The 20,823-nt window shown below is 62.7% G+C and carries 24 protein-coding genes; 18 read left to right on the forward strand and 6 right to left on the reverse strand.

All coding sequences use genetic code 11. The annotated features are described in order from the left end of the window. Positions 1-162 precede the first annotated feature (162 nt). Positions 163-1,113: a 5-dehydro-4-deoxyglucarate dehydratase gene (gene kdgD, locus IVA95_RS02955; protein ID WP_247509134.1), complete on the reverse strand. Its 951-nt coding sequence runs from the start codon at positions 1,111-1,113 to the stop codon at positions 163-165. 93 nt (positions 1,114-1,206) lie between these two features. Then, complete coding sequence (locus tag IVA95_RS02960; protein ID WP_247509135.1) at positions 1,207-2,103, reverse strand: LysR family transcriptional regulator; 897 nt, start codon at positions 2,101-2,103, stop codon at positions 1,207-1,209. A gap of 235 nt (positions 2,104-2,338) precedes the next feature. Between IVA95_RS02960 and IVA95_RS02965 the strand changes: the two genes are divergently transcribed. Genes IVA95_RS02965 through IVA95_RS02975 form a run of 3 tightly spaced genes read left to right on the forward strand, consistent with a single transcriptional unit; the run spans position 2,339 to position 5,305 of the window. Beyond that, entirely contained in the window at positions 2,339-3,319 is a 981-nt protein-coding gene (locus IVA95_RS02965; protein WP_247509136.1) for a tripartite tricarboxylate transporter substrate binding protein, read from the forward strand. A 9-nt stretch (positions 3,320-3,328) separates the two neighbouring features. Further along, positions 3,329-3,778, forward strand: coding sequence for a tripartite tricarboxylate transporter TctB family protein (locus IVA95_RS02970; protein ID WP_247509137.1), 450 nt, complete (start codon positions 3,329-3,331; stop codon positions 3,776-3,778). A 27-nt stretch (positions 3,779-3,805) separates the two neighbouring features. Continuing rightward, a complete protein-coding gene (locus tag IVA95_RS02975) occupies positions 3,806-5,305 on the forward strand; it encodes a tripartite tricarboxylate transporter permease (RefSeq protein ID WP_247509138.1) in 1,500 nt (499 codons plus the stop codon). 12 nt (positions 5,306-5,317) lie between these two features. Here IVA95_RS02975 and IVA95_RS02980 read toward each other — a convergent pair whose 3' ends face one another. Genes IVA95_RS02980 through IVA95_RS02990 form a run of 3 tightly spaced genes read right to left on the reverse strand, consistent with a single transcriptional unit; the run spans position 5,318 to position 7,880 of the window. After that, positions 5,318-6,007 (reverse strand): DUF1045 domain-containing protein, encoded by a 690-nt coding sequence (locus IVA95_RS02980; RefSeq protein ID WP_247509139.1) that lies wholly within the window; start codon positions 6,005-6,007, stop codon positions 5,318-5,320. A gap of 20 nt (positions 6,008-6,027) precedes the next feature. After that, positions 6,028-7,221: an alpha-D-ribose 1-methylphosphonate 5-triphosphate diphosphatase gene (locus IVA95_RS02985; RefSeq protein ID WP_247509140.1), complete on the reverse strand. Its 1,194-nt coding sequence runs from the start codon at positions 7,219-7,221 to the stop codon at positions 6,028-6,030. Beyond that, complete coding sequence (locus tag IVA95_RS02990) at positions 7,218-7,880, reverse strand: DapH/DapD/GlmU-related protein (RefSeq protein ID WP_247509141.1); 663 nt, start codon at positions 7,878-7,880, stop codon at positions 7,218-7,220. The genes IVA95_RS02985 and IVA95_RS02990 overlap by 4 nt, the downstream gene beginning before the upstream one ends. Positions 7,881-8,062: 182 nt before the next feature. On the opposite strand from IVA95_RS02990, the gene phnC reads away from it, so the two are divergent. The 4 genes from phnC to phnE (IVA95_RS03010) all read left to right on the forward strand — a co-directional run bounded on the left by phnC (position 8,063) and on the right by phnE (IVA95_RS03010) (position 11,669). Further along, a complete protein-coding gene (phnC, locus tag IVA95_RS02995; RefSeq protein WP_247509142.1) occupies positions 8,063-8,878 on the forward strand; it encodes a phosphonate ABC transporter ATP-binding protein in 816 nt (271 codons plus the stop codon). Positions 8,879-8,953: 75 nt separating this feature from the next. Then, positions 8,954-9,862 carry a phosphonate ABC transporter substrate-binding protein gene (gene phnD / locus IVA95_RS03000; RefSeq protein ID WP_247509143.1) on the forward strand — a complete coding sequence of 303 codons (909 nt, stop codon included), beginning with the start codon at positions 8,954-8,956 and terminating at the stop codon, positions 9,860-9,862. A gap of 68 nt (positions 9,863-9,930) precedes the next feature. Next, positions 9,931-10,818 (forward strand): phosphonate ABC transporter, permease protein PhnE, encoded by an 888-nt coding sequence (phnE, locus tag IVA95_RS03005; RefSeq protein WP_247509144.1) that lies wholly within the window; start codon positions 9,931-9,933, stop codon positions 10,816-10,818. Next, a complete protein-coding gene (gene phnE, locus IVA95_RS03010) occupies positions 10,815-11,669 on the forward strand; it encodes a phosphonate ABC transporter, permease protein PhnE (protein WP_247509145.1) in 855 nt (284 codons plus the stop codon). The genes phnE (IVA95_RS03005) and phnE (IVA95_RS03010) overlap by 4 nt, the downstream gene beginning before the upstream one ends. A gap of 15 nt (positions 11,670-11,684) precedes the next feature. Here phnE (IVA95_RS03010) and phnF read toward each other — a convergent pair whose 3' ends face one another. Further along, on the reverse strand, positions 11,685-12,410 hold the full coding sequence (gene phnF / locus IVA95_RS03015; protein ID WP_247509146.1) for a phosphonate metabolism transcriptional regulator PhnF: 726 nt from the start codon (positions 12,408-12,410) through the stop codon (positions 11,685-11,687). A gap of 152 nt (positions 12,411-12,562) precedes the next feature. Between phnF and phnG the strand changes: the two genes are divergently transcribed. From phnG to pqqA, 11 genes are all read left to right on the forward strand, one after another. After that, a complete protein-coding gene (gene phnG / locus IVA95_RS03020; RefSeq protein WP_247509147.1) occupies positions 12,563-12,976 on the forward strand; it encodes a phosphonate C-P lyase system protein PhnG in 414 nt (137 codons plus the stop codon). Positions 12,977-12,980: 4 nt separating this feature from the next. Further along, positions 12,981-13,589, forward strand: coding sequence for a phosphonate C-P lyase system protein PhnH (gene phnH, locus IVA95_RS03025; protein ID WP_247509148.1), 609 nt, complete (start codon positions 12,981-12,983; stop codon positions 13,587-13,589). Between the two features lie 3 nt (positions 13,590-13,592). Further along, positions 13,593-14,696: a carbon-phosphorus lyase complex subunit PhnI gene (locus tag IVA95_RS03030; protein WP_247509149.1), complete on the forward strand. Its 1,104-nt coding sequence runs from the start codon at positions 13,593-13,595 to the stop codon at positions 14,694-14,696. Then, positions 14,693-15,577 (forward strand): alpha-D-ribose 1-methylphosphonate 5-phosphate C-P-lyase PhnJ, encoded by an 885-nt coding sequence (locus IVA95_RS03035; RefSeq protein ID WP_247509150.1) that lies wholly within the window; start codon positions 14,693-14,695, stop codon positions 15,575-15,577. Before IVA95_RS03030 ends, IVA95_RS03035 begins: the two co-directional genes overlap by 4 nt. Beyond that, positions 15,570-16,370: a phosphonate C-P lyase system protein PhnK gene (gene phnK, locus IVA95_RS03040; protein WP_247509151.1), complete on the forward strand. Its 801-nt coding sequence runs from the start codon at positions 15,570-15,572 to the stop codon at positions 16,368-16,370. Before IVA95_RS03035 ends, phnK begins: the two co-directional genes overlap by 8 nt. An 8-nt stretch (positions 16,371-16,378) precedes the next feature. Next, the gene (gene phnL, locus IVA95_RS03045; RefSeq protein WP_247509152.1) at positions 16,379-17,077 is read left to right on the forward strand and encodes a phosphonate C-P lyase system protein PhnL; all 699 of its coding nucleotides are present in this window, start codon (positions 16,379-16,381) and stop codon (positions 17,075-17,077) included. Between the two features lie 15 nt (positions 17,078-17,092). Beyond that, complete coding sequence (locus IVA95_RS03050) at positions 17,093-18,247, forward strand: alpha-D-ribose 1-methylphosphonate 5-triphosphate diphosphatase (RefSeq protein WP_247509153.1); 1,155 nt, start codon at positions 17,093-17,095, stop codon at positions 18,245-18,247. Then, positions 18,244-18,843: a phosphonate metabolism protein/1,5-bisphosphokinase (PRPP-forming) PhnN gene (gene phnN / locus IVA95_RS03055; RefSeq protein ID WP_247509154.1), complete on the forward strand. Its 600-nt coding sequence runs from the start codon at positions 18,244-18,246 to the stop codon at positions 18,841-18,843. Before IVA95_RS03050 ends, phnN begins: the two co-directional genes overlap by 4 nt. Positions 18,844-18,856: 13 nt before the next feature. After that, positions 18,857-19,468 (forward strand): pyridoxamine 5'-phosphate oxidase family protein, encoded by a 612-nt coding sequence (locus tag IVA95_RS03060; RefSeq protein ID WP_247509155.1) that lies wholly within the window; start codon positions 18,857-18,859, stop codon positions 19,466-19,468. A gap of 576 nt (positions 19,469-20,044) precedes the next feature. Beyond that, entirely contained in the window at positions 20,045-20,371 is a 327-nt protein-coding gene (locus tag IVA95_RS03065) for a hypothetical protein (RefSeq protein ID WP_247509156.1), read from the forward strand. A 299-nt stretch (positions 20,372-20,670) separates the two neighbouring features. Continuing rightward, a complete protein-coding gene (gene pqqA / locus IVA95_RS03070; protein ID WP_072824652.1) occupies positions 20,671-20,751 on the forward strand; it encodes a pyrroloquinoline quinone precursor peptide PqqA in 81 nt (26 codons plus the stop codon). Positions 20,752-20,823 lie beyond the last annotated feature (72 nt).

Consider the following 20,823-nt stretch of genomic DNA (forward strand, 5'->3'; position numbering starts at 1 on the left):
GCTGCGAGCCGGGCCCATTCTACTTTGCATGGGGTTGTTTTCGCGATTTTGGGTCCGGGACCTGCGGTATACCGCCGAAGGGTCTTTGCACTGCGTCCGGGACACGAGATCGTTAGTGCTTCGCACTAACGGCGAATCGATTCGACTCCAACCCATCCCGCTCTAGGCGGCCGCCAGCTCCCGCTTTGCGAACTCGCAGGTATCGAGGCGCGCGACGAGTGCCGCCAGTTCCTCGGTTTCGGCCGGCGTCAGGTCCGTCAGGGGCGAACGGACGTGGCCGCTGTCACGGCCGATCACCTTCATCCCCGCCTTGATGATCGAGACGGCATAGCCGCGTTTGCGATTGCGGATCGCGATCAGGGGCAAGATGAAGTCGCGCAACCCGGCCTGCACCGTCTCGCGGTCGCGGCGCCGCACGGCCGCGTAGAACTTGGTCGAGAACTCCGGGACGAAGTTGAATACCGCCGAGGAATAAGTGGTTACGCCCATTTCCAGATAAGGCAGTGCAAAAGTCTCGGCCGTCGGCAGTCCGCCGATATAGGTCAGCCGGTCGCCCATGCGCAGATGGATGCGGGTCATCAGCTCGATGTCGCCGATACCATCTTTATAGCCGACCAGGTTGGGGCAGCGCTGGCACAGTTTCTCCAGCGTATCCTCGTTCAGGATTGCATTATCGCGGTTGTAGACGATGACACCGAGCTTGGTCGCGTTGCATACCGCTTCAATATGGGCAGCCAGTCCTTCCTGTTCCGAAAAGACCAGATAGGGCGGCAGCAGCAGCACGCCGTCGGCGCCGGCCGCCTCGACTTCAATGGCAAGTTGCGTCGCCATCGCGGTGCCATGGCCGATCCCGGCGAGCACCGGCACGCGTCCCTTGGTCTCTTCCACAGCCGTTGCCACGACCTTCGCGACCTCGGCAGGGCTCAGCGAGAAGAATTCGCCGGTGCCGCCGGCGGCAAACAGACCCGCCACCTCATACCCGCACAGCCAGTCGAGATTGGAGCGGTAGCGGGTCTCGTTGAACGTGTTGTCAGGCCCAAACGGCGTGACGGGGAACGACAGCAGGCCATCGCCGATCCGGCTGGCCATCTCCTTGGGGGTCATCCTGCTCATGCTCTGATCCTTCAGCGGCTTACGCCGAAGGATTAATGCAAGATGGCCACGAATGGAGACCCATTCACTGTATCGATCGATCCATTGATTGGATCAAGCCGGTTGGCCGGCCAAGTCTCGGGCGATGCCGGCAATGACGGGGAGAAGCGGATTGTCATTGTCGCCGCGGCGGACAAAGAACAATTCGGCCGGCCGCTGCCACGGCATCAGGACGGACCGCAGCACTACGCCGCTGAAGCGTAGATTCGCCGCGGTCTCGGGGACCAACGCCACGCCGACACCCGAATGCACCATGGCGAGGATCGAATGGATCTGCGCAAGATGCTGCGCGTAATTCGGCACTAGATTTGCGCGTGAGAACAGCTCGACCAAGAGATCGTGGAAATAGCGGGCTTCATAGGGCTCGTACATGATGAAGGGCTCGCTTGCGAGATACTCCAGACGTAGCTCGTCCGCCTGAGCCAGCGGATGGTCGCTCGGGAGTGCCGCGACCAGCGGTTCCGCCGTCACACGGAAGGCGTCAAGACCACCGCGCGGTATCGGCGGGCGGAGCAGGCCGATATCGATCTCTCCGGAATCGAGCCGCTTGAGTTGGTCGCTGGAGACCATTTCCTTCAGCGATATCTCGATATCGGGAAGTTCACGCCGGCACGCCGCGACCAGCGCCGGCACGTAGCTGTAGGCGGATGTGGCCGTGAAGCCGATATTGATCGATCCGGCCTTGCCGGTTGCCATCCGCCGGGCCAGCACGGCCGCGCTTTCGGCGAGCTTGAGGAGATGCCGCGCATCGATAAGAAAACGCTGCCCCGCCGGCGTCAGCCGGACGGCCCGGTTGCTGCGCTCCAGCAGTGTCACGTCAAGGACGCGTTCGAGAATCTGGATTTGGCGGCTGAGCGGCGGCTGCGTCATGTTCAGCCGCAGCGCCGCGCGCCCGAAATGCAGTTCTTCCGCAACTGCAACGAAGCAGCGCAACTGGCTCAACTCGAACATGAAATTTGAATCTTCGACCTGAAACGAGGGATCGGCGACCTGCCGGATCTCCTGCTTCTATCGGCTGATGCGTGGCTGATCCATCCAAAAAAGGTATCGACCTATCCGCAGACTAGTTCATAGGCCACCCTGCCCATGACCTATCATTCCTCCCAACGCTGCCTCGAAGGTTTGCAGCCTACCGGTGAAACGGCGGGATCGCGCTGAATTGCGCTTTGAAACGGAGGAACGACCGATGTCCATGCTATCTCTCGCCCGGGCGATCGCCGCCACTGTCCTTACGGTGTGTGCCTTGGCGCCAAGCGGAGCCGGCGCGCAGAATTTTGAGCGGCCCGTGCGGCTGATCGTGCCGTTCGCTCCCGGCGGCACCTCGGACATCCTGGCACGCCTGATCAGCCCAAAACTATCTGCCGCCATCGGTCAGTCGGTCGTGGTCGAGAACAAGCCCGGCGCGGCCGGCAATCTCGGGGCCGATGCCGTCGCCAAGGCGCAGCCTGACGGCCACACTTTGTTGCTGATGGACGTCGCCTCGCTCGCGACGGCGCCCAGCCTGTTCTCCGATCTCACTTTCGACGTTCAGAAGGACCTTGCGCCCATTTCCATGGTGATGTTCGGCCCCTACGTCCTGGCCGTCCATGAATCGGTCCCGGTGAAGTCGACGAAGGAACTGATCGACTACGCCAAGGCCAATCCGAACAAGCTCACGATCGCCAATTCAGGCGTCGGTGGCGCCACCCACATCACGGCCGTGGCGATGGCGAAGCAACTCGAAATTCAGTGGAAGAACATTCCCTACAAGGGCGGGGCGGCTGCCTCGCGCGCCGTCGTATCTGGCGAGAGCGGCGTGATCATCAACGGCGCTGCGGCAACGATGCCCTTCGTGGTGAACAAGCAGCTTGTCGGACTTGCCGTGACCGGCGAGCAGCGCATTGCGTCGGCCCCCGATCTGCCGACCTTCAAGGAGGCGGGCCTGCCCGGCGGCGATGCGGGGACCTGGCAAGGCATCCTGACCACGGGCGGAACGCCGCCGGCCATGGTTGCGAGATTGAACGCCGAAATCCGCAAGATCCTGGAGATGCCCGAAATTCAGCAGAAGATCGCCGAGCAGGGCGGCGTCGTGAAGGCTCAATCGCCGGAGGAGTTCCGCAGCTGGCTCAAGGATGCGACGGCCCGTTGGGGCACGATCATCCGCGAGGCCGGCATCAAGGGTAGCTGAGGCGGGCCGATGACGCGTTCCCGGATCGACCTGCAGGATCTGCTGTTCGGCCTGTTCCTGGTGGCGGTGGCGGCGGGTACCCTGGTCGCCACGCGCAATCTGGCGATCGGCCACGCGGCCGATATGGGGCCGGGCTACATGCCCCGCGTCGTCGCACTCGCGCTGATGGCGTTCGGCCTTTTCTTCAGCGGACGCGGGCTCTGGCGTGCGGGTCGCGGCATCGCGCCCGTTCAGTTGCGACCGCTGCTGGCTATCCTGGCTTCTGTCGGCGTTTTCGCGCTGACGGCGGAGCGGTTGGGCCTTGCGATCACCTCCGTCGCCGCCGTGATTCTCGCCAGCTTCGCCACGCGAGAAGGCCGGCTTGTCGAGACCGTGGCGTTTGCCATCGTGCTTTCGGGCGCCGCCGTTCTTCTGTTCGTCAAGTTGCTGGGCTTGCCGATCCCGATCTGGCCCCGCTAGGGCGGCACGCTTCGCAGGCAGACGCATATGGAACTCTTTGATAATCTGCTGATGGGTCTTTCGACGGCCCTTCAACTCAACAACTTGTTGTTCTGCCTGATTGGCGTGGTCATCGGGACCGCGATCGGCGTGCTGCCCGGCATCGGTCCGATCCCCACGGTGGCGTTGCTGTTGCCCTTCACCTTCGGCCTATCGCCTGCCAGCGCCATGATCATGCTGGCCGGCATCTTCTATGGCGCGCAATATGGCGGCTCGACCACCGCCATCCTGGTCAATGTGCCGGGCGAGACGTCGTCGGTCGTCACCTGTATCGACGGTCACGAGATGGCCAAGCAGGGCAGGGCCGGAACCGCGCTCGCCATTGCGGCGATTGCCTCGTTCTTTGCCGGCACGATGGCGACGATCGTGATCGCCGTACTCAGCGTGCCGTTGTCGGTGCTCGCGCTCAAATTCACCGCGGTCGAATATTTCAGTCTCCTCGTGCTCGGCCTGATTGCCGCGGTCGTGCTCGCGCATGGTTCGGTCGCCAAATCGCTGGCGATGGTGCTGCTGGGGCTGTTGCTCGGCCTCGTCGGAATCGATGTGAGCTCGGGCGTCGCGCGCATGACCTTCGGCATCCCAGCGCTATCGGATGGTCTTGATTTCGTGCCGATCGCAATGGGCCTGTTCGGGCTGGGTGAAATCATCGCCAATCTGGAGAGACCCGCGGAGCGCCGCGTGGTCAGCCAGTCGATCCGCAGCCTGATCCCGAGCTGGGAAGACTTGCGGGCGGCTTTTCCGGCCGTGGTGCGCGGCACAGCACTGGGCTCCGTGCTGGGGGTGTTGCCCGGCGGCGGTGCTGCGCTTCCGCCGTTCTCCTCCTACGCGCTGGAGAAGAAGCTCGCCCGCGATCCCTCACGCTTCGGCAAGGGAGCGATCGAGGGCGTTGCCGGTCCGGAGGCCGCCAACAATGCCGGCGCCCAGACCAGCTTCATTCCGCTGCTGACGCTCGGCATTCCCGCCAACGCTTTGATGGCGCTGATGATCGGCGCGTTGATGATGCAGGGCATCCAGCCCGGTCCGCAGATCATGACCGAGCAGCCGAAGCTCGTCTGGGGCGTCATCGCCAGCATGTGGGTCGGCAACCTGATGCTGCTGATCATCAACCTGCCGCTCATCGGCCTGTGGGTCTCGATGCTGAAAATTCCCTACCGCCTGCTGTTTCCCGCCATCGTCCTGTTCTGCTGCATCGGCACTTACGGGATCGCCAACAGCCTGTTCAATGTCTGGCTGATGATGGGCTGCGCCATGATCGGCTATTTCTTCATCAAGATCGGTGTCGAGCCGGCGCCGCTGCTGCTTGGCCTCGTGCTCGGTCCGCAATTGGAAGAAAACTTCCGGCGTGCGATGTTGATCGCTGACGGCGATTTCACCGTGTTTCTGTCGCGGCCGATCAGCGCGGTTGTCCTCGCAGTCGTCGCCGCCTTGTTGCTGGCAATGCTTTCGCCGGCAATTCTGAGAACGCGTAAGGAGGCGCTCGCGGAATGAGTGATGGGGGCGTCAGTCGCGCAATTGCCATCGGCCGATGACCCGAAACCGCGAATTCGCATTGTCTTGACGGCACAAGGCGATGGCGTCGATCGCGAGCGGCCCGACGCCCGTCGCCGCAAACTTGCTGCGTAGCGTTGCCACAATCGGCTCGCGCCGTTCGGCGGGAAGCCGCCCCGTCAATGTCATGTGGAAACGAAATTCTTCGAAGACGTAAGGGTAGCCCCAGCGGTCGAGATAGTCGCGTTGGCGTGGCGTTAGCGCGTCCGGATTTCGCCGCGCGCGATCTTCCGCACCAAGTGGAGTGCGGAGTGAATCGAATGCCCTGGTCGCCTGGGCGGCAAGCAGGTCGAGATCTGCCGACGGTTCGGCGGGAATTACCGCAATGAAACCGCTGATCGAATCGATGACCGGTTGGATCACCGGCACTGGCCGGGCCAGATCGGCGAATAATTCGCATGCCGCAGCAAGCTGCGCCTCGGCCTTGCCGTCGGCCAGCACCATCGGCGCCTTCAGCGTAGCGTGAAATCCGTATTTACGCGGATCCCGCGTCAGTTCGCGCCAGTCGGAGGGGAGCCCATCCGGAAAGGGCAGGTCTTCGCCGCTGTAAGCGTCATAGCCGAGCAGCGAGGCGCCGAACCGGTCGAGCGTGCTGTCGGGCGCGGCGGTGTAATAGATCGCGTAACGGGGGTAATTTGCCATTGCGCCAGAATAGGGCTGCCTCACGCGGCTGCAACCGCCTTGCGTGGTGTTGCTGACGAACGGACGAGGCGGTTTGCCTCCGTCAGATGCACGAGACGTCCCGCGGCAATGACCGCGACGATGCGCGGGCGCAATGGCAACGTGTCATCGATAAGAATGATGTCGGCACGCTGCCCCACAGCGAGCATGCCGCGATCGGCGAGGCCGGCGGCGCGCGCCGGTGCCGCCGAGATTAATTTCCATGCCGCGGGCAGTGGCAGAACGGCGTCGGTCGCAAGCCGGAACGCTGCCAGTAGCGGCGCCGGATAATAATAGTCCGACGCCAGCACCGAACACAGGCTCTTGGCGATCATGTCGGATGCCCTGGTCCAGCCGGTATGGCTGCCGCCCCGCACCACGTTGGGCGCGCCGAACACGATGAAGTCGCCGGCCTCGGCAGCGTCGCGGGCGGTTTCCTCGTTGACCGGAAATTCGGCGATGGCAACGCCCTGTGCTCGAAACGCTTGCCGCATCGCCGGGCTTTCATCGTCATGCGAGAGCATCCGGATGTTTGCCGCCCGCGCCGCCTGCGCCAGCCGGGCGATCGAAGCCGGCACGTCGTGGCCGCGGGAGACCACGCTTTCCACCAGCCGATCGAACGCCTCATTGCTGAGACCCGTGCGCTCGACCATTCGGCTGCGCCTTTGCGGCTTGGCAAGGCTAGCGACCGTCGAGTCCATATGGTCGTTGAAGGCGAACAGGTCGACGCGTCCTTCCGATAGCCAGTCGATGATTTCGCTTTCCGCGTCGAGATTGTAGGTCTCGTGCCGCAGATGAAAGCGGGTGTCGGCGGCGAGCTGCGGCCTCATCTGCTCAATCGCCTCCAGCAAGCGCCTGGCATTGTCGGCGCTGCGCAGGCCGGGCTCCCACGACCAGGTCGTGGCATGATAGACGGTCGTGATCCCATTGCTGATCGCCTGCCGGTCGCTGTCAACAAGCGCCACATCGATCGGGAAATCGACCCCGGGCCGCGGCATCATCTGCCGCTCGAAGGCATCGCCATGCAGATCGACGATGCCCGGCAGCACCAGCAAGCCGCCTGCATCGATACTGGACGAACCATGGCTGCTATTCGTACCGACGGCGACGATCTCGCGGCCGGCGATCCGCAGCGTGGTTTCGGCAATCTCATCGCCGAGCAGGGCACGGCCACCTTCGATGAACAGTTCGGTCACGATGCAGCACTCTGGTTGAAACGGGGGCGGTCCGATGCGGCGGCTTCGTACTTTTCGAGAAAGCCCTCTACATCGAGCTTGCGGAAATCTGGCAGTGCGCGGCGCAACGTCTCATGGTCCCAATTCCACCACGCAAGCTCCGCAAGCCGCCCGGCAATGGATTCCGGAAAACGCCGCTTGATCGGCCGTGCCGGGGCGCCTGCAACGATCGTATAGGCGGGGACATCCTTGGTCACGATGGCGCCGGCCGCGATCACCGCGCCGGTGCCGATCGAGCGGCCAGGCAGAATGACCGCACCATGGCCGATCCAGACGTCATGGCCGATATGGACGTGATGCTTACGGCGCCACGCAAAAAACTCGGCATCGTCGCTCTCGCCCGGAAAATAACTGCTGGCGCGATAGGTGAAATGTGCCTGCGAGGCTCGGTGCATCGGATGATTGCCAGGATTGATCCGTGTCATCGCAGCGATCGAACAGAATTTCCCGATTGTTGTGTAGGTGATCTGTGCATCGTTTACGACGTAGGAATAATCGGACATCGTGACCTCGAGCAGAATGGTCCGGGCGCCGACCTCGGTATAGGCGCCAAGCTGGCAGTCGCGCACTGACGCGGTGGGGTCGACGGTCGGTTCAGTGGAAAGCGTGTTGCCAGCCATCGGTAGGTCCGTCGGCAGTTGCAGGAAGGTCCTGCTCCTCTTCGATGCGCTTGATGACAGTATCATGACGTATGCATGACGCCGCACGGCTGTGGACGAACGCCGCACCGCAGCACTCGTTGTCACACAACTGTAAGATCGAGCCGGTAGCGATGCTCCACGATAGGACTCTGGAGCGCTGCATGCTGGTTGTGGAAGGTCTGACGTGCCGTTTCGGCACCAAAGCTGCGGTGGATAATGCGTCATTCTCGATCGCGCCGGGCAGTTTTGTCGGCGTGATCGGCCGCTCCGGTGCCGGCAAGTCCACGCTGCTTCGGATGATCAACCGCCTCGCCGAACCTTCCGAAGGGCGCATCCTCTTTGAAGGCGTCGACGTGACGGCGCTGCGCGGCAAGGATTTGCGGCAGTGGCGTGCGCGCTCGGCGATGATCTTTCAGCAGTTCAATCTGGTCGGCCGCCTCGATGTCCTGACCAACGTGTTGATGGGAAGACTTTCAACGGTGCCGACATGGCGGTCGCTGGCGCAGTTGTGGCCCGAACATGATAAGGCCATTGCGATGTCGGCGCTCGAGCAATTCGATATGGCGTCGATTGCGGCGCAGCGCGCGGATCAGCTCTCGGGCGGTCAGCAGCAGCGCGTCGCGATTGCGCGTGCACTGGTGCAGGAGCCCGACATCATCCTTGCCGACGAACCGATCGCTTCACTCGATCCCCGCAACACCCGGATCGTGATGGACGCGCTGCTGCGCATCAACAAGCACTTCGGGATAACGGTGGTGTGCAATCTGCATTCGCTGGATCTGGCGCGCAGCTACTGCGACCGCCTGATCGGCATGTCGGCAGGTCGCGTTGTGTTCGACGGCGCACCGGCGATGCTGACCGATCATATCGCGCGCGAGCTCTACGATCTCGAGGCGGACGAGGTGATGGACGCGGCGCGAGAGCATGTGCCGGTCCGTGCTCCGATTCCCGCGCTCGGTACGGTTGCCGCAGCCTGAGCCTTTGCGTCTGAAAACCAGGAGCTGCGCGGCATCTAGATCCGCTGGCTTCATCACTGCGAAACAGGAGACGTCATGATAGACCGTCGTATGATTTTCGCCGCTGCAGCGGCATTGGCGTTCTCGGCCTCGGCTGCCACGGCTCAGGACTGGAAGGCAAAATATCCTGAATTGGTGTTCGCAAAGGTTCCCGATGAGAATGCCTCGGGCACAACCAACCGATGGACGCCTCTGACGGAGTATCTGTCCCGCGAGCTCGGCACCAAAGTCACACTGCGGATCGCCAACGATTACGCCGCTGTTATCGAAGGCCAGCGGGCAGGCAACATCCACATCGCGATGTACGGTCCCTCGGCCTACGCGCGCGCTTATATCATCGGTGCTAAGGTCGAGCCGTTCGCGATCGAAGTGAATGGCGACGGAACCAAGGGCTATTATTCGGTTCTCTATGTCAAAAGCGATTCCAGCTACAAGGACATCAAGGACCTGAAGGGCAAGAATCTCTGCCTTGTCGACCCCAATTCAACGTCAGGCAACAACGTGCCGCGTTTCGCGATGGACAAGATGGGTATCGACCCGGAAAGGTTCTTCTCCAAGGTGGTCTATTCGGGAAGCCACGAAAACGCGGTGATCGGACTTGCGCAAGGGACCTGCGACGCGGCGTTCAACTGGTGGAACGACGAGAACGAGTCGAACCTGCTCCGGATGGAACGGAAGGGCATGGCGAAGGCCGCCGATTTCAAGATCATCATGAAGTCCGAGCAGATTGTGAATTCGCCGATGGCATATCTCAGCAGCCTGCCCGCCGACCTCAAGGCGGCAATCAAGAAGGCCGTGCTGGAAATCGCGGTGAAAGACAAGGCCGCTTTCGACAAGATTTACGAAGGGAAGCAGTTGCCATTCGTCGAGGTTGACCACAAGGCCTATGACGCCGTGATCGATCTGACCAAGTTTGTCGATAGCATTCGCAAGCAGAAATCCTGAACGGAGCTGCGGCTCCAGATGGATCGGGCAGATCGTGAGATCTGCCCATTCTCTCGCCTGAACATCCTATGCGAACAGCAGTCCCCGAATTCCCGGAAACCAGGCTGCGAGAGCTCGCCGATCGCTATGCGGCTGCGGTTGCGGCCAAGCGGCGGCGCGTATGGCTGGGTTCGGCGGTCCTGATCGCCGCCACGATCGCTGCCGGCTGGATGGGTGACGTCAATCTTTGGAGTTTCGTCGAGAATTTCTGGCGCTTGCCAGCTTACTTCGCCAGCATCGCTCCAAAGTTCTCGTTCTCGACTGCGTGGGTTGATCTCTCTGAGTGGCTTTGGGGGCTGCCTCGCTGGACGCGGCTTCTCGGAGACACGTTGCTGGTCGCGTATATGGGAACGCTCACGGGGGCGATCTGCGGTTTCGTTCTCTGCTTCCTCGCGTCGGCCAACCTCGTCAGGTCGCGTACGACCGTTTTTGTCACGCGGCGCGTTCTCGAATTTTGCAGGACCGTGCCAGAGATCGTCTTTGCCTTGATTTTCGTGCTCGCATTCGGTCTGGGACCGCTGCCGGGCGTTCTCGCGATCGCAATCCATACCACCGGTGCGCTAGGCAAACAGTTCGCTGAAGTTGTCGAGAATATCGACAGTAAACCGATCGAGGGGATAGCGGCGAGCGGAGGAAGCTGGCTTCAGATTGTCCGATTTGGCGCGGTGCCTCAGGTTCTTTCGAATTTCGTAAGCTATGCCCTGCTGAGATTCGAGATTAACGTTCGGGGCGCGGCTGTGATGGGTTTTGTCGGCGCCGGCGGGATCGGCCAGGATTTGATCGAGGCCGTTCGCAAGTTCTATTACACCGATGTCAGTGCCATCCTTTTGCTCATTGTCGTCACCGTCATGCTGATCGACTTTATCACGGAGCGCGCGCGCCACCGCCTCCTCGGGCTGGAGGGCTCCGCGGCATGAACTCCTTCAGTTTTGAAAACCAGGCCGGCATCGTCGAACGTCATCCGGATATTTTCCGCCCGGACTGGTGGCACCGGGGAAAAATCGCAATAGGCGTTGGCGGGGCGGTCGCGCTTTTTCTGTTCGGGATCATCCAACTCGAAATTCCCTTTCACCGGCTCTCTGACGGAATGGTCAGGCTGGGTGGATTCGTTCAGCTCATGTTGCCGCCCCATCCTGGCTCTTGGGCGGAAGTATTGAAGTATCTGCATGCGCTCGGAGAGACGGTTTCGATCGCATTTCTCGGCACGCTGGGCGGGGCTTTGCTCGCGTTACCCGTATCCCTGCTGGCGGCGCGCAATGTAGTTGCAAACCGGATCGTTCACTTTTTGACGCGCCGCAGTCTCGACACCATCCGTGGTGTCGATATCTTGATCTGGGCTCTCATCTGGGTCGGTATCGTGGGGCTGGGCCCGTTCGCAGGTATCCTTGCGGTTATCTGCAGCGATTTTGGGACGTTTGGAAAGTTATTCTCGGAAGCGATCGAGGCTGCCGACAAGAACCCCGCTGAGGGAGTCCAGTCATCGGGGGGCAACCATCTCCATAGCGTCCGGTTCGGGTTTTTGCCGCAGGTCTTTCCAATCCTGTTGAGCCAGGTGCTCTACTATTTTGAATCGAATACGCGGTCAGCGACGATTATCGGAATCGTTGGAGCAGGTGGAATTGGACTTCAGCTTGCCGAACAAATCCGGGTGCTGGAATGGCAAAAGGTTTCGTTTCTGATTTTGCTTATCCTGATGACGGTATCGGCAATTGATTGGATCTCGGGCAAACTGCGTTTCGCGATCATCGGGCAGCGGCCAATCGCGTAACATCTCATGGCTAGGCTAGCCGCCCTCGACCACGAATTCGACACGCTCAGCAGCAAAGCGCGAGCGCTTGGTCACGATCGGCTTATCGTCGGTATCGACGTCCGTGCTGTCAACGACCAGCACGGGACGCCCGAGCGCGAGATCGAGCCTTGCGGCATCGGTGGCGTCCACGATCCCGGCGGTGACGCGGGTTGAGGCGCGGCGGTAATCGCGAACGCCGTAATGCGCCAGCAGTTTGGTCATTGAGCGTGCGTTGGCGAAGACGGTTCCGGCGCCCGGGAAGCGATCGGCGGAGAGCCAACTGGTGCTGACGCAGATCGGCGTGCGGTCAGCGAGCCGCACCGATTCGATCCGGATCAGGGGCGCACCGGTCCTCAGTCCGAGCTCACGGGCCAACTCGCGCGTCGCGGGCTCTTCGGAGGCATCGATCAATTGGCCGCGGGGCTCGCGGCCGCCGGCGCCGACGATTTCGGAAAATCGCGTCCGCGAGCGCAAGGGATACGCGATGCGCTGCGCCTCGACATAGGTGCCGCTGCCGCGTTCGGCGCGCACCAGGCCGCGTTCGGCAAGCGCAGCCAGTGCGCGCCGCACGGTGTGGCGGTTGACCCGATAGGTATCGGCGATCTCGATCTCGCCCGGCAGCTTTTCGCCCGCTGCAAAGCGGCCGTCGGCAATGCCGCGCTCGATACCGTCGGCGACCTGGCGCCACAAGGCGACGCCGGAACTCTCCTGCAGGCTCATGGCTTGGTGATACCAGAAATTATCCGTTTGTCACGAAACAGTCATGGCGCTTCGTTATCAAGTTGTCTACTATCATAGACAACTTGATTCAGGCAAGATGGCTCATGAGCTTGACCGGGCGGAACAGCGGAGAGGCGCAGCGGAGGGCCGCGATGGCGGTGCTCGCGCATTCCGAGACTGGCGACATTGCGGGCTATCTCGCGGCAATCGCGGTACCCGAACACGAAAACCTGCGCGAGCCGGAGAATGGCCTCGTGATGGTGCGCGGCCGCGTCGGCGGCGACGGTGCGCCGTTCAATCTTGGCGAGGCCACCGTGTCGCGCGCGGCGGTGCGTCTTGCGACCGGCGAGATCGGATTTGGCTACGTGCTCGGCCGCGACAGGCAGAAGGCGCAGATGATCGCGCTGTGTGATGCCATGGTGCAGTCGACGGAGTTTTCGGGTGAGGTCGAGACCAAGGTGATCGGGCCATTACGTGCCGCCATGAGCGCCGATCGCAGCCGCAAGGCGGCCGAGACGGCGGCGACGCGGGTCGATTTCTACACCATGGTGCGCGGCGAGGGGTGATGCGATGACGACAGTTGCAGAATTGCCCGCGGGGTTTGCCGACAAGGTGCTGTCGGCGCAGTCGACCTTCCGCTCCGTGATGGACGCGATGGCGCGTCCCGGCAGCGTGCAACGGGTCACGGCGGCCGTCGGCGCGCCGGCCGGGATGATGCGCGGCGCGGCGGCGATCGCGCTGACGCTGTTCGATCACGACACGCCGATCTGGCTCGACGCCGCGATGTCGGTCACGCTTGACGTTGCGAAGTGGCTCAAGTTCCATACCAGTGCGCCGGTGATCGCGGATTCCTCGATCGCCAGCTTCGCGCTAGTCGGCGACGCCGGGAACCTGCCGGCGCTCGATCGCTTCGCGTTCGGCAGTAACGAGTATCCTGATCAGTCGACGACACTGATCCTACAGGTCGAGAGCCTGACACAGGGACCGACCTTCGAGGTGAAGGGGCCGGGCATCGACGGTACAGCGCTGCTGCAGGCGATGCTCCAACCGCGCGACCTCTTTCAGCGGCTCACCATCAACGAAGGCCTGTTCCCGCGCGGCCTCGACGTCGTGCTGGTCCATGACGACTTGATCGTCGCGATCCCCCGAACCACGCGGCTGGTCGCAAGCGGAGCGTAGCCCATGTATGTAGCCGTCAAAGGAGGCGAACGCGCCATTGAGAACGCCCACCGCCTGCTGGCGCATGAGCGGCGCGGCGACCGTGATGTGCCCGAACTCTCGCTGGCGCAGATCGCCGAGCAGCTCTCGCTCGGCGTCGACCGCGTCATGACCGAAGGCTCGCTCTACGACCGCGAGCTGGCGGCACTCGCGATCAAGCAGGCGCGCGGCGACCTGATCGAGGCGATCTTCCTGGTCCGCGCCTTTCGCGCCACATTGCCGCGCTTCGGCCCGACCGAGCCGGTCAATACGGGCGAGATGCAGGTGCGTCGGCGCATCTCCTCGACCTTCAAGGATATTCCAGGTGGCCAGATCCTGGGGCCGACCTTCGATTATACCCATCGTTTGCTAGACCCGCAGCTTGCGGACGGTTTTGTGCCGGAGCAGCCGGCGACGTCGGAGGCAACGCAGACGGAAATGCCGCGCGTCACCGACATTCTCGGTCGCGATGGCTTGATCGAATCGTCGCCGGCCGCGGATGCCGATGCGACGGTCGGCGATCTCACGCGCGAGCCGCTCAGCTTTCCGGCCGACCGCGATCTGCGGCTGCAGAACCTTGCGCGTGCCGACGAGGGCTTCTTGCTTGCACTCGGCTATTCCTCGCAGCGCGGCTATGGCCGCAACCATCCCTTTGCCGGCGAAATCCGCTTCGGCGAGGTAGAGGTGGAATTCTACGCCGAGGATGCGGGCTTTGCCGTCCCGCTCGGCTCGATCGAGCTGACCGAGTGCCAGATGGTCAACCAGTTCAAGGGCTCAGCGACGGAAGCGCCATGCTTTACGCGCGGCTATGGTCTGGCCTTCGGACAAAGCGAGCGCAAGACCATGTCGATGGCGTTGGTCGACCGCAGCCTGCGTGCCCGCGAGCTGGGCGAGGAAGTGATCGCTCCGGCCCAGGACGAGGAATTCGTGATGTCGCACTCGGACAATGTTCAGGCGACCGGCTTCGTCGAGCATCTAAAGCTGCCGCACTACGTCGACTTTCAATCCGAGCTCGGTCTGCTGCGCAAATTGCGCAAGGAGTTCGCCGAGGCCAATGAGGCGCCGGACATGCAGGAGGCCGCGGAATGAAGGCGCCGGCTTACAATTTCGCCTATCTCGACGAACAGACAAAGCGGATGATCCGTCGCGCAATCCTGAAGGCGATCGCGATTCCCGGCTATCAGGTGCCGTTCGCCAGCCGCGAGATGCCGATGCCCTATGGCTGGGGCACCGGAGGCGTGCAGGTGACGGCGGCGATCCTCGGGCCACAGGATGTGCTGAAGGTGATCGACCAGGGTTCGGACGACACCACCAACGCGATCTCGATCCGGAAATTCTTCGGCAAGACCGCTGGTGTCGCGACAACCACGTCCACGGCCGACGCCACCGTGATCCAGACTCGGCACCGGATTCCCGAAGCGCCGCTGCATGCAGGTCAGGTGCTGGTCTATCAGGTGCCGATCCCCGAGCCGCTGCGGTTCCTCGAGCCGCGCGAGACCGAGACGCGGCGCATGCATGCGCTGGGCGAATATGGCCTGATGCACGTCAAGCTGTACGAGGACATCGCGCGCTTCGGCCATATCGCGACCTCCTATGCCTATCCGGTGAAGGTCAATGCCCGCTATGTGATGGACCCGTCGCCGACACCGAAATTCGACAATCCGAAGATGGACAATTGCCCGGCGCTGCAATTGTTCGGCGCCGGTCGCGAGAAGCGCATTTACGCGATCCCGCCTCACACGGACGTGGTATCGCTCGATTTCGAAGACCACCCGTTCACGCGCTACCGGTTCGATGCGCCTTGCGCGCTGTGCGGCGCCGGCGATTCCTATCTCGACGAAATCATCACCGATGACAAGGGCGGGCGGATGTTCGTCTGCTCGGATACCGATTATTGCGAGTCTCGCCAGTTGGCCGGTCATCGCGGCAGTGAGAGCGCAGCGCCGCACAAGGAGAGGGCGCATGGCTGAGCCGCGAGACCCCATGCAGGACGACCAGCCGCTGCTGGTCGCCAAAAACCTAGGCAAGACCTATGGCCGGTTGACTGCCTGCCGAGATGTGTCCTTTGCGCTCTATCCTGGCGAGGTGCTGGCAGTTGTCGGCGAGTCCGGCTCGGGCAAGTCGACACTGCTGCAACTATTATCCGCGCAACTCGCGCCGAGCGCCGGGCGGGTGTCGTACCGGATGCGGGACGGCGTGTTGCGCGATCTCGCCAGCCTCGGCGAGGCCGAGCGTCGCTTTCTGTTCCGCACAGATTGGGGCTATGTGCACCAGGACCCCGCGCAAGGCCTGCGGATGGCGGTCTCGGCCGGCGCCAATGTCGGCGAGCGGCTGATGGCGGTGGGCTGGAATCATTACGGCCGCATCCGCGGCACCGCCTCATCCTGGTTGGAGCGCGTCGAGATCGATACCGCGCGTATCGACGACACGCCGCGGACCTATTCGGGCGGCATGCGGCAACGGCTGCAGATCGCGCGCAATCTCGTCACCGAGCCGCGGCTGGTGTTCATGGACGAGCCGACCGGCGGGCTCGACGTGTCGGTGCAGGCGCGGCTACTCGATCTGATGCGCAATCTCGTCAGCGAGCTCGGCCTTGCCGCCATCGTCGTCACCCACGACCTCGCGGTGGCGCGGCTGTTGTCGCACCGTGTGATGGTGATGAAGGGTGGTCGCGTCATCGAAACCGGCCTGACCGACCAGGTGCTCGACGATCCCCGCGAGCCCTATACTCAATTGCTCGTCTCCTCGATCCTGCCGGCATGAGCGCGCCAATGACTGCGATGATCGACATCACCAACGCCGAAAAGACCTTTACCATGCACCTGCAGGGCGGCGTCGAGCTGCCCGTGGTACGCGGCGTCTCGTTTCAGGTCGAGCCGGGCGAATGCGTCGTGCTGTCCGGTCCCTCAGGCGCCGGAAAATCCTCAATCTTGAAAATGATCTTTGGCAATTACCGTTGCGACGGCGGCCAGATCGGCATCCGGCATCAGGGCACGGTGATCGATCTCGCCACGGCCGAACCTCGGCAGGTGCTCAGCGTGCGCCGCTCGACCATCGGCTATGTCAGCCAGTTCTTGCGGGCGGTGCCGCGGGTCGCCAGCATCGACGTGGTGGCGGAGCCGCTGATCGCGAACGGAATTGCACGCGCGGAAGCTCGCGAGAGGGCGGGCGCGCTGCTGCGCCGCCTCAACATTCCCGAGCGCCTGTGGGCGCTGCCGCCGTCGACGTTCTCCGGCGGCGAACAGCAGCGCGTCAACATCGCGCGTGGTTTCATTTCCGATCTGCCGATTCTGCTGCTGGACGAGCCCACAGCTTCGCTCGATGCCGCCAATCGAGCGGTTGTCGTCGAGTTGATTGAACAGAAGAAACGACAGCGCGTCGCGATGGTGGCGATCGTCCATGACGATGAAATTCGCCATCTGATCGCCGACCGCGTTGTCGACGCGACATCGTTTGCCGCCGCGGCCTGAAGGAAGAGATATGAGATGACTTCGAAGCACGAAACCATCCTCGGCAATGCCCGCCTCGTCCTGGCCGATCGCGTGATCGAGCACGGCTGGGTCGTTTTCGCAGATGGCCGAATCGCCGAATACGGCGAGGGCACTGCGCCGTCAGGCAGCGAGGACGCCGGCGGCGACCTGATCATGCCAGGCCTAATCGAGCTGCACACCGACCATCTCGAAATGCACTATGTGCCGCGCCCAAAGGTGTTTTGGGACCCGATCGCGGCGGTGGTCTCCTACGACGGACAGCTGGCGACGTCGGGCATTACCACGGTTCTGGATTCGCTGCGGGTCTGGCGCGAGGACGGCGCCGAGGAGGTTGACGGCAGGGCAGGCCTCTTGGCGGAGGCGATTACATCCGCGCGCGAGGCAAACCTGCTGCGTGCCGACCACTTCCTGCACCTGCGTTGCGAAATCCCGATGCCCAGCGTGGTCGAGGAAGCCAAGGAGCTGATCGAGCGGCCGGACGTGCGGCTGATGTCGTTGATGGACCACACGCCGGGCCAGCGCCAGTTCCGCGACGAGGTCAAGCTCCGCGATTATTACCGCGGCAAGGGCGGCGGCAAGACCGACGCCGAGCTCGATGCGCTGTTCGAGAAGCGCTTTCACTATCAAAAAACCTATGCCGCGGCCAACATGCGCGAAATCGTCGCGCTTGCGCATCAATATGAAATTCCGCTCGCCAGCCACGACGATACGACCGAGGAAAACGTCGCCGATGCGATCCAGGATCGCGTCGCCGTGGCGGAGTTTCCGACCACGATGGAAGCCGCGCGCGGCCTGCATCAGGCCGGCATCGGCATCCTGATGGGGGCACCAAACGTGGTTCGCGGCGGTTCGCATTCCGGCAACATCGCCGCGATCGATCTCGCCCGCGAAGGACTGCTGGATATCCTGTCCTCCGACTACATTCCATCGAGCCTCTTGATGGCAGCCCTGCAATTGCCGCAGCATGTGCCGGCGATCGATCTGGCCGCCGCCGTTCGCACCGTCACCAAGACGCCGGCCGAGGCCGTGGGCCTTGCGGACCGTGGCGAGATTGCACCCGGCAAGCGCGCCGATGTCATCCGGGTGCATGTCGCCCGTAACATTCCAGTGGTGCGCAGCGCCTGGCGGGAAGGGCGGCGCGTGGCATGACGGAATCGCTGACAACCACAGCGCCAGATCAGACGACCGTAATCGGGCCGGGCCGGTTGATCCTGGTGGTCGGTCCGAGCGGTGCCGGCAAGGACACGCTGCTCGGCCTCGCCAGGGCAGCCTGCGCCGATGACCGCAACATTGTGTTTCCCCGCCGCGTGATCACGCGCGAGGCATCGGCGTCGGAAGAAAACGAACAGGTCAGCGCCGGAACCTTTCAGGAGGCGCTGACGCGTGGCGAATACGCCATGCATTGGGAAGCCCACGGCCATTGCTACGCACTGTCGCGCGCGATCGATGACGAAATCCGCGCCGGGCGAACCATCGTTGCCAATGTATCGCGCACCGTGATTGGCGCGATGCGTCGCGCCTATGCCGACGTGGCGGTGGTTTCGATCACGGCCCCGCCAAACGTTCTGGCCGAACGGCTTGCGATGCGGCGGCGGAGCAGCGACGGCAGGCTCGAAGCCCGCTTGAGTCGTACGGTGGAGGACGCCGGGGCCGCGCCCGACGTCACCATCGTCAATACCGGCAGTGCCGAATATCATGCCCGTCAGCTCGTCCGCGTCATCAAGGGTGAGAAATGGGACCGCTGAGGGGAGACCGGAAATGACCGTTGTCGCGACCATCGAGCAGCTTGAGGCTATCTACGGCTTTCCCAATGATGCCTCGACCGTCAAGGTCGCGGACAGGATCACGCCAGCCTATCGGGCGTTGATGGACAAATCGCCGTTCGCAGCGCTCGCGACCTGCGGACCGGAAGGGCTGGACTGCTCGCCGCGCGGCGACCTTGCGGGCTTCGTTCGCATCCCCGATGAGAAGACGCTGATGATGCCGGATCGCCGTGGCAACAACCGCTGCGATTCGCTGCGCAACATCGTGCGCGATCCGCGGGTGGCGCTTTTGTTTCTCATCCCCGGCTCCGGCAGCACGCTGCGCGTCAACGGCCGCGCGCATGTCTCGGCCGATCCGGAGCTGCTCGCGTCGTTCAAGATGGAAGGCAAAGCGCCGCGTACCGTCATCGTCATGACGGTCGAAGAAGTTTACTTCCAGTGCGCGCGTGCCATCGTGCGATCCGATCTTTGGAATCCCGACAAGCGGGTCGATCCCAGGAGCTTGCCGACGCCCGGCCAGATCCTGGCCGAGATGAGCGACAACACCGTTGGCGGCGAGAAATACGATCGGGAATGGCCGGAGCGCGCCCGGCAAACGATGTGGTGATGCCCTGATATCGCATCGCGATTCGGCAGCGGGCATACGGCAAGCCATTCAGACGACCGCGCGAGCATGCCGATAGTATTCAGGCGTAGCGGATCACCTTTTCCGCGCATTTGAGAAAATTCCGGACCAGCGCCGCGGCACGCACGAGTTCGTCTGGTCGATGTCGACCGTTGCACCGTCGTCGCTGATCATCCTGCCGGAACATGCGGGCAGGTGACGGATCGCGGTCTGCTGCCGCGCCTGTCGGTGGGCACGTTGCAATTGTCGATCCGTTGCTCGTCCATCCACTTTTTTCCCAAGCGCTCTTTTCCGGTCAGCGACGACCCGTCAGCGGGCAGGGCGGTTTCCGCGTTCGGTGCGGTTTGGCCAGGCTGCCTTTCCTGCGCAAACACCCCCGATGCAAAGCACAGCGCCAAGAGAAAACTGATCAACCCGCGGTGAATCGGTTCCATTGGATTATCCTCACCAGAAATCACGCGTCAGATAAACATGTCGATATTCACGTAGCCACCCGGAACCTGCGGACAACGGATCGGTTGCCTCTCATCGCGTTGTGGGCGCTGAAAGGAGAGGCAGATGAAAATGAAACGGCTCATTCTTGCTGGTTGCTCCGTCCTGGTCTTGAGCACCGGCACAGCACTGGCCGGTCCCTGCGATACGGGACGCGCCGCCAACCTGAAGGACGCAGGCTCCGGCCCGGCCCAGACAGGCGACAGTCAAACAACGGGTATGGCGAGCAGCACCAGCCAACATCCGCCGACCGGCACCATGAACCGGGCGGCTGGAGAAACTGCAGCCTCTTCACAAGATACGCAGCGGCAGATGCAAGGCGAACCGACGGCGGCACAGCAGGCTGAGGGTGCCAAGGCCGACAAGGTCACAGAGGCAGACAAGGACTGCTGAAATAACTATCGACCCTAGACCCTAGCCGTCATGCCGCTTCGGCAGACGAGCGCGGATGCGTAACAGAAATCGTTCGAGCGGTGATTGGACGAACCCTCGCGGTGCATGCGTCGATTCGGCGCCCTGATCCGCATGGTTTGTCCAAGAGGGAAGTAGGCTTGTCCAAGAGCGAACTTCTTGCTTCGGAGATAGTGCGCATAGTGCGACCTTCGACCCCCGCGTACTTGCGCTCTGTCCACGGTGACCCTAGTTTTCGTCCAGGCACGAACGTCGTGCCAGCACTGCTTGGGAGGACCCTGATGAGTTGGAAGACTCCGAAGATCGTCGAAGTGCCGGTGGGCATGGAAATCAACATGTACGCCTGCGCGGCGCGTAAATAGACGCGTCGAAACGGTCTGCCCGGCTCCGGCAACGGCCTGTTGCCGCGGGCCGGGCAACTGCGCGCGCTCCAG

Source organism: Bradyrhizobium sp. 157 (genome assembly GCF_023073815.1).
Lineage (GTDB): Bacteria > Pseudomonadota > Alphaproteobacteria > Rhizobiales > Xanthobacteraceae > Bradyrhizobium.